General features: G+C 59.0%; 6 protein-coding genes. All 6 read right to left on the bottom strand.

The genetic code is table 11. The annotated features are described in order from the left end of the window. Window positions 1–1,094: acyl-CoA dehydrogenase family protein (locus VL197_12560; GenBank protein ID HUJ18811.1), on the bottom strand; the 1,094-nt coding region annotated here is incomplete at its 3' end. 121 nt (window positions 1,095–1,215) lie between these two features. Next, window positions 1,216–2,196, bottom strand: coding sequence for a beta-ketoacyl-ACP synthase III (locus VL197_12555; protein ID HUJ18810.1), 981 nt, complete (start codon window positions 2,194–2,196; stop codon window positions 1,216–1,218). Continuing rightward, window positions 2,193–3,206: a phosphate acyltransferase PlsX gene (plsX, locus tag VL197_12550; protein HUJ18809.1), complete on the bottom strand. Its 1,014-nt coding sequence runs from the start codon at window positions 3,204–3,206 to the stop codon at window positions 2,193–2,195. Before plsX ends, VL197_12555 begins: the two co-directional genes overlap by 4 nt. A gap of 87 nt (window positions 3,207–3,293) precedes the next feature. Beyond that, window positions 3,294–3,476, bottom strand: coding sequence for a 50S ribosomal protein L32 (gene rpmF / locus VL197_12545; GenBank protein ID HUJ18808.1), 183 nt, complete (start codon window positions 3,474–3,476; stop codon window positions 3,294–3,296). 17 nt (window positions 3,477–3,493) lie between these two features. Then, complete coding sequence (locus VL197_12540; protein ID HUJ18807.1) at window positions 3,494–4,009, bottom strand: DUF177 domain-containing protein; 516 nt, start codon at window positions 4,007–4,009, stop codon at window positions 3,494–3,496. A gap of 168 nt (window positions 4,010–4,177) precedes the next feature. Further along, window positions 4,178–5,785: an MFS transporter gene (locus VL197_12535; protein ID HUJ18806.1), complete on the bottom strand. Its 1,608-nt coding sequence runs from the start codon at window positions 5,783–5,785 to the stop codon at window positions 4,178–4,180. Window positions 5,786–5,968 lie beyond the last annotated feature (183 nt).

Here is a 5,968-nt window from a genome sequence, read left to right as displayed (position 1 = left end):
GTGCCTTCATAGATCTGCAGGATCTTGGCGTCCCGCATCATCTTCTCGACGGGATATTCCTTCATGTAGCCCGAGCCGCCCATTACCTGGACGGCGTCGGTAGTGACCTTCATCGCGACATCGGTGGCGAAGAGCTTTGCCATGGCCGAAGCGCGCGAGAAGTCCTTGGCACCGCTGTCGATCAGCCGGGCCACGGAATAGACCAGCGCCCGGGCCGCCTCGGTCTGGGTCTGCATGTCGGCCAGCATGTGCTGGACCGCCTGGAACGAGGTGACCGGCTGGCCGAACTGCACCCGGTGCTTCGCGAAAGCGAGCGCCTCATCGATCGCTCCCTGTGCAACGCCGACGCCCTGCGCGCCGACGCCGGTCCGCGAGCTGTCCAGGGTCTTCATGGCAACGATGAATCCCATGCCCTCCCGGGCGATCAGGTTCTCTTTCGGGATGCGGCAGTTGTTGAAGATGAGTTCGGTGGTGGAGGAGGCGCGAATGCCCATCTTGTTCTCCTTCTTGCCGAACGTGAAGCCGGGGGTGCCTTTCTCGACGATGAAAGCCGACGCGCCGCGGGGCCCCTTTGCCTTGTCGGTGATGGCGATGACGGTGTAGATGTCGGCCTCGCCGCCATTGGTGATCCACTGTTTCGTGCCGTTCAGGACATACTCATTTCCGTCGAGCCGGGCCGTGGTCTGGACGCCGCTCGCGTCGCTGCCCGCATTGGCTTCCGTCAGGCCGAACGCCACCAGCTTCCTGCCCGAGGCAATATCGGGAAGGTACTTCTTCTTCTGGGTGTCTGACCCGCTCAGGAGGATCGGGTAGGTGCCCAGGGCGTTCGCGGCGAAGCTGGTCGAAACGCCCACGCAGGCCCGGGAAAGCTCCTCGACGGCGATGTAGAGCTCGAGGCTCTTCTTCCCGAGCCCGCCGTACTCTTCAGGGATGTAGATGCCAAAGAGGTCGGACTGGGCTATGGCTTTCATGATCTCCGTCGGGAACTTGTTGTGCTCGTCCAGTTCCGCGCGTGCCGGCACGATCTTCTCCACTGCGATCTGCCGCGCGAGATCGCGGATCATGGTCTGGTCCTCTGTCAGCAGGTAATCCATTGATACCTCCAAATAATACCGGAAATTTACAATTGAACGCGGGAAATGGCAAATTGAAAAGGGATGCAGAACTGATTCGAAGAATCAATTTTCAATTCCCGCTGTTCCACTTCACCACGTGTTACCATCGCACCAGGGCCGACGCCCAGGTCAGACCGCCGCCGAAGGCTTCGAACAGCAGGAGCTGGTTCTCCCTGATCCTGCCGTCGCGCACCGCCTCGTCGAGCGCCATGGGGATCGAGGCCGCCGACGTGTTCCCGTATTTCGGAAGCGTAAGGACCACCTTCTCCATCGGCATGGCCAGGCGCTGCGCCATCGCCTGGATGATGCGGAGGTTCGCCTGGTGGGGCACGAGGAAGTCGATCTCCTCGGGCTTTACCTTGTTATGCTTCAGGGTCTCCTGCACCACGCCTTCCAGCGACCGGACCGCGGCCTTGAAGGTCTCGTTTCCCTTCATCTTGATGAAGTGCATTCGCTTCCGGATCGTGTCGTGCGATGCCGGATGCTGGGCTCCTCCGGCAGGCACATGGATCAGGTCCCCCAGCCCGCCGTCTGAGTGAAGATGCGTCGAGAGGATGCCGCGCTTGCCCGAATGCCGCTGGATCACCGCTGCGCCCGCACCATCTCCGAAGAGAATGCACGTCGAACGGTCTTCCCAGTCCGTGAACCGCGACAGGATCTCGGCGCCGACAAGGAGGATGTTCTTGTAGGTGTCTGCCTTGATGAACGCGTTCGCAATCGACATCCCGTAGATAAAGCCCGAGCATGCAGCAGAAATGTCGAACGCGGCGGCCTTTCGCGCCCCGAGCTTTTCCTGGAGCACGCAACCCATGCTCGGCAGGATCGTGTCCGGGGTCATCGTCGCCACGAGAATGAGGTCCAGCTCGTCCGCACCGACCCCGGCGGCTTTCAATGCCCGCTTGCTGGCCTCGTAGGCCAGGTCGGAGGTCGTCTGCCCCTGTTCCGCGATCCTTCGCTCCCGGATGCCCGTGCGCTCGAGAATCCATGCGTCGCTGGTGTCGACCAGTTTCTCCAGATCATGGTTCGTCATGATCTTCTTCGGGGCATAGGACCCGGTCCCCGTTATGCGTGCAAGGATCATTTCGTTTTCACGAGCTCCATATTTTTCTCGATGTCCTCACGGATGTGCCTGTTCACGTCGCTCCGGGCGAGCTCCGCGGCGACGCGGATGGCGTTCTTGATGGCGCGCTCCGATGACCTGCCGTGGCTGATGATGCTGATCCCGTCGATCCCGATCAGAGGCGCCCCCCCGTACTCGGCATAGTCGACGCGCTGCTTCAGGGCCCGGAAGGCGGGCCTCATGAGGAGATAGCCCAGCTTCCGCATGATATTATCGCCGATGTTTTCCCGGAGCATGATGCCGATGGCATCGGCGACGGACTCGGATACCTTGAGCACCACGTTGCCGATGAAGCCGTCACAGACGATGACGTCCGCCTTGCCCGACATCACGTCCCGGCCTTCGACGTTCCCGATGAAGTTGATCGAGGTCTCGGTCAGGAGCTTGAACGCCTCCTTGGTAAGCTCGTTCCCCTTGGTCTCTTCCTCGCCGATGGACAGCAGGCCGACGCGGGGGTTCGGAATCTTGAGCAGGTTCTTCGCGTACACGGTGCCCATGACGCCGAACTGCACGAGGTGCAGCGGTTTACAGTCAACGTTCGCACCGACGTCGAGCACGATCGCGGTCCCCGTGACATTCGGCATGAAGGTTGCGATGGCGGGACGCTCGACACCGCCGAGCTTGCCCAGTACGAACAGCGAGGTGGTCATGGCAGCGCCGGTATGCCCCGCGCTGATCACGGCCACCGCTTCACCGCTCTTTACGAGTTCGTTCGCCACCCGGATCGAGGAGTTCTTTTTCCTCCGGAAGACCGTCGCAGGGGAATCGAGCATGTCGACGACCTCGGTGGCATTCTGTATTTCCAGGGGGAGCGACGCAATGCCGGAGTGTTTCCCAAGTTCGGCCTCGATGGACTCTGCGATGCCGACGAGAATGATGCCGACGCCGAATTCCCGTGCGGCCTGCACCGCCCCCTCGACAACGGCGTGCGGTGCATTATCTCCCCCCATCGCATCAACGGCGATCTTCATCCGAAACTCCATGACAATATAAAAGGCAAAGAGCGACACCGGAAACATGCGGTATCGTCCCTTTGCCTTCGTGGAAGCGCTGGCGTGCTATATCTGCTGGACCGTGATGACCTCGCGGCCATTATAGGTGCCGCAGGACATGCAGGCGTGATGCGGCTTCTTGACCTCCTGGCACTGCGGGCAGACCGCGAGATTCGGCGCCTTGAGATGTTTGTGCGTTCGTCTCTTGTCCCTGCGGGATTTGGAGTGTCTGTGTTTTGGGTTTGCCATTTCGTGTCATGCTCCTTCTATTTTTTAAATAAGTCTTTCAATTCCGCAAAGGGCCCGAAGCCTTCCTGCCCGCGGTCGCTGCAGCCGCAGGTCGCGGCATTCAGGTCCGTTCCGCAGGTCGGGCAGAGGCCTTTGCAGCCCGGATCGTGCAGCGGAACCATCGGAACGGAGATGAGCAGCTGTTCCTTGACGAACTCAAAGGGGTCGATCTCATCGCCCTGATAGAAATCGGTCTCGAGCTCCCCCCCGGTCAGCTCGTGCTCGGGTTCCGCGCCCATGGCGGCGACGGGGGAAGCTTCGATGTTCAATTCCGCATCTATGCTATAGGGAAATCTCTTCAGACAGCGGCTGCACTCAAGCTCGGGTCGGGCCTGCACCCTGCCAGTCAACCGAATGATGCCGTCTCCCACCGGAATTATTTTCAATGCAGCCGTGACGGCAGTGGACGCTGTACCTTCATCGAAGAGATCGAGCTGTTGAGAAAGCTCCAGTGTCAGCCCCTCCGGAGGTATGTCATTGATTTTGATCGCCATTTCTACGGTTCTCGGGGCTGTAAGTCACGAATTATATAGAGAAGCCCCCATTTTGTCAAGAAGAATTACCGGCTGGTCAGTAGTGCGAGTACGGCTGCAAGGGACAAAACCTTGTGCAATGGCTTTTTTATGCGATTTTAGATTCCCCCATGCTCGCAAAAAGCGGGTTTAGCCCTGCCTGGAGCGGTCTCCAGGGGAGGCGCGTCGTCCGATGGCTTCCTGAACTGCCCGCTCTTCTTCGACAGCGACCTTCTCCCCCTTTACCATATCGACCCGCCAGAGAAGGATAATGCCGATAATGAAGAAAACAGCGATTGACAAAATGCTTGAGCGAGGACTGCGGGTGATGAGACCCACGGCACCATAGAGCAGGGGACCCAGAATGCCGGCGAACTTCTCGCTGAATCCATAGAAACCAAAGAACTCCCCTGATTTGGACGGAGGCGAAAGCCGGGCATAGATGGTCCGGCTCAAGGCCTGCGTGCCGCCCTGCACCGTTCCGACGAGCCATCCGATCATGAAAAACTCGGCTTTCGTTGTCAGGTAGTAGCCCCAGCAGGGAACAATGATATAGATCAGTAGCCCCAGAAGCACCGCGTGTTTTGTATCAATTCTCTTTGTCATGCCAGCAAAAAGGAAGCGGCCCAGGCACAGGGTAAAGATGATTCCTGCGATCTGGTCCGCTGCGAGCATGCCGAGGGCATTTCGGACGCTCAGGGCGGCCTTTGTCCGTGCATACAGACCGACCCACGGGAGCGTTGCCGCGGTCCAGAGGACCATGGACAGGTATGCGCTGCGCAGTCTACACGACGCGTCCGGGATGCGTCCGTACATCATCGCGTAGGGGAATGCCACCATCTGGGTCATGAGCAGGGTCCCGATCAGAACCGGCATGTCAAGGCCGAGTGCCGCTCCATATGCCGTCGCGAGCAGAATGATGGCCCCCACACCTTCCATATAGAACCAGAAGGCAATGAGCATTTTGAAAAGCTCGCGGTACCTCCTGATATCGCGAAAGGTATTTCTGATCTGGACCAGGGCCCCCCGAAGCGGTGTTACGCTCCTGGTCCCGTTCAGAGACTGTATCCTGGGCTCAGGGACATTGATGGCGAGCGGCAGCATGAAAGTGATCCACCAGATCCCAACAGAGAGAAAGGCGGTCCGTACCGCGAGATCTGCGCTCATACCGAAGGTGCCGGAAAGAAGAAACACGGCGGTATTGAGAGCCAGCAGGAGTCCTCCCCCGACATAGCCCATTGCATAACCCAGGCTGGATACGCGGTTCATGTCCTCGGGATGAGCAATGTGCGGCAGAAGGCTGCTGTTCAGCCCCAGGGCGACATTGACGAGGACCTGCGTAAGAAAATAGAGCAGCAGCGCTTCGATCCACATGCCCGCGGTAAGGAAAAACATCGAAGAGGCAAGGACGGCTCCGGCGATCGTGATGCGGATAAGAATGCGCTTCCGCTGGTCCGTGATGTCTGCGTAGGCCCCGATGACCGGCGCCAGAATGGCGGCAATGAACAGGGCGCAGGAAACAGTGAATGCGAACACGGAGGAGGCGGTATTCCGTGCAAGGGCCCGAGCTGCCTCATCGATGACCCCCGTCGATGATCTTAGGAAGGCAGGAGCGGCAATGGTCAGGTAGTAGGGCGGGAAAAAAGTTGTCGCCGTCGTCGTGATATAGGCGTGATCAGCCCAGTCGTAGAACGACCAGGATAGCACACGGCGTCCATAGTTCAGTTCATTTCTGGCATCAGAGATACGGCTGTTCATTCTTAAATGCGGGAACGTCAATTACTGCCGGCTGGTGAGCTCTCATCAACCGGGATGCTACGGCTCATGACCTTTTGTATCGTTCATGGCAACGTAGCACGAAGAGGTCCAAGAATGCAAGGCAATTCCCTGAGCTGGCGGATTCAGCTTGTTTCCATTCCAGCCGTTATCAGGAGGCGGTTG

Source organism: Nitrospirota bacterium, from assembly GCA_035516965.1.
In the GTDB taxonomy this organism is placed as follows: Bacteria; Nitrospirota; UBA9217; order UBA9217; family UBA9217; genus MHEA01.
Note: the sequence above shows the minus strand (reverse complement) of the source record. Positions and strands in the feature narration are given on the sequence as shown.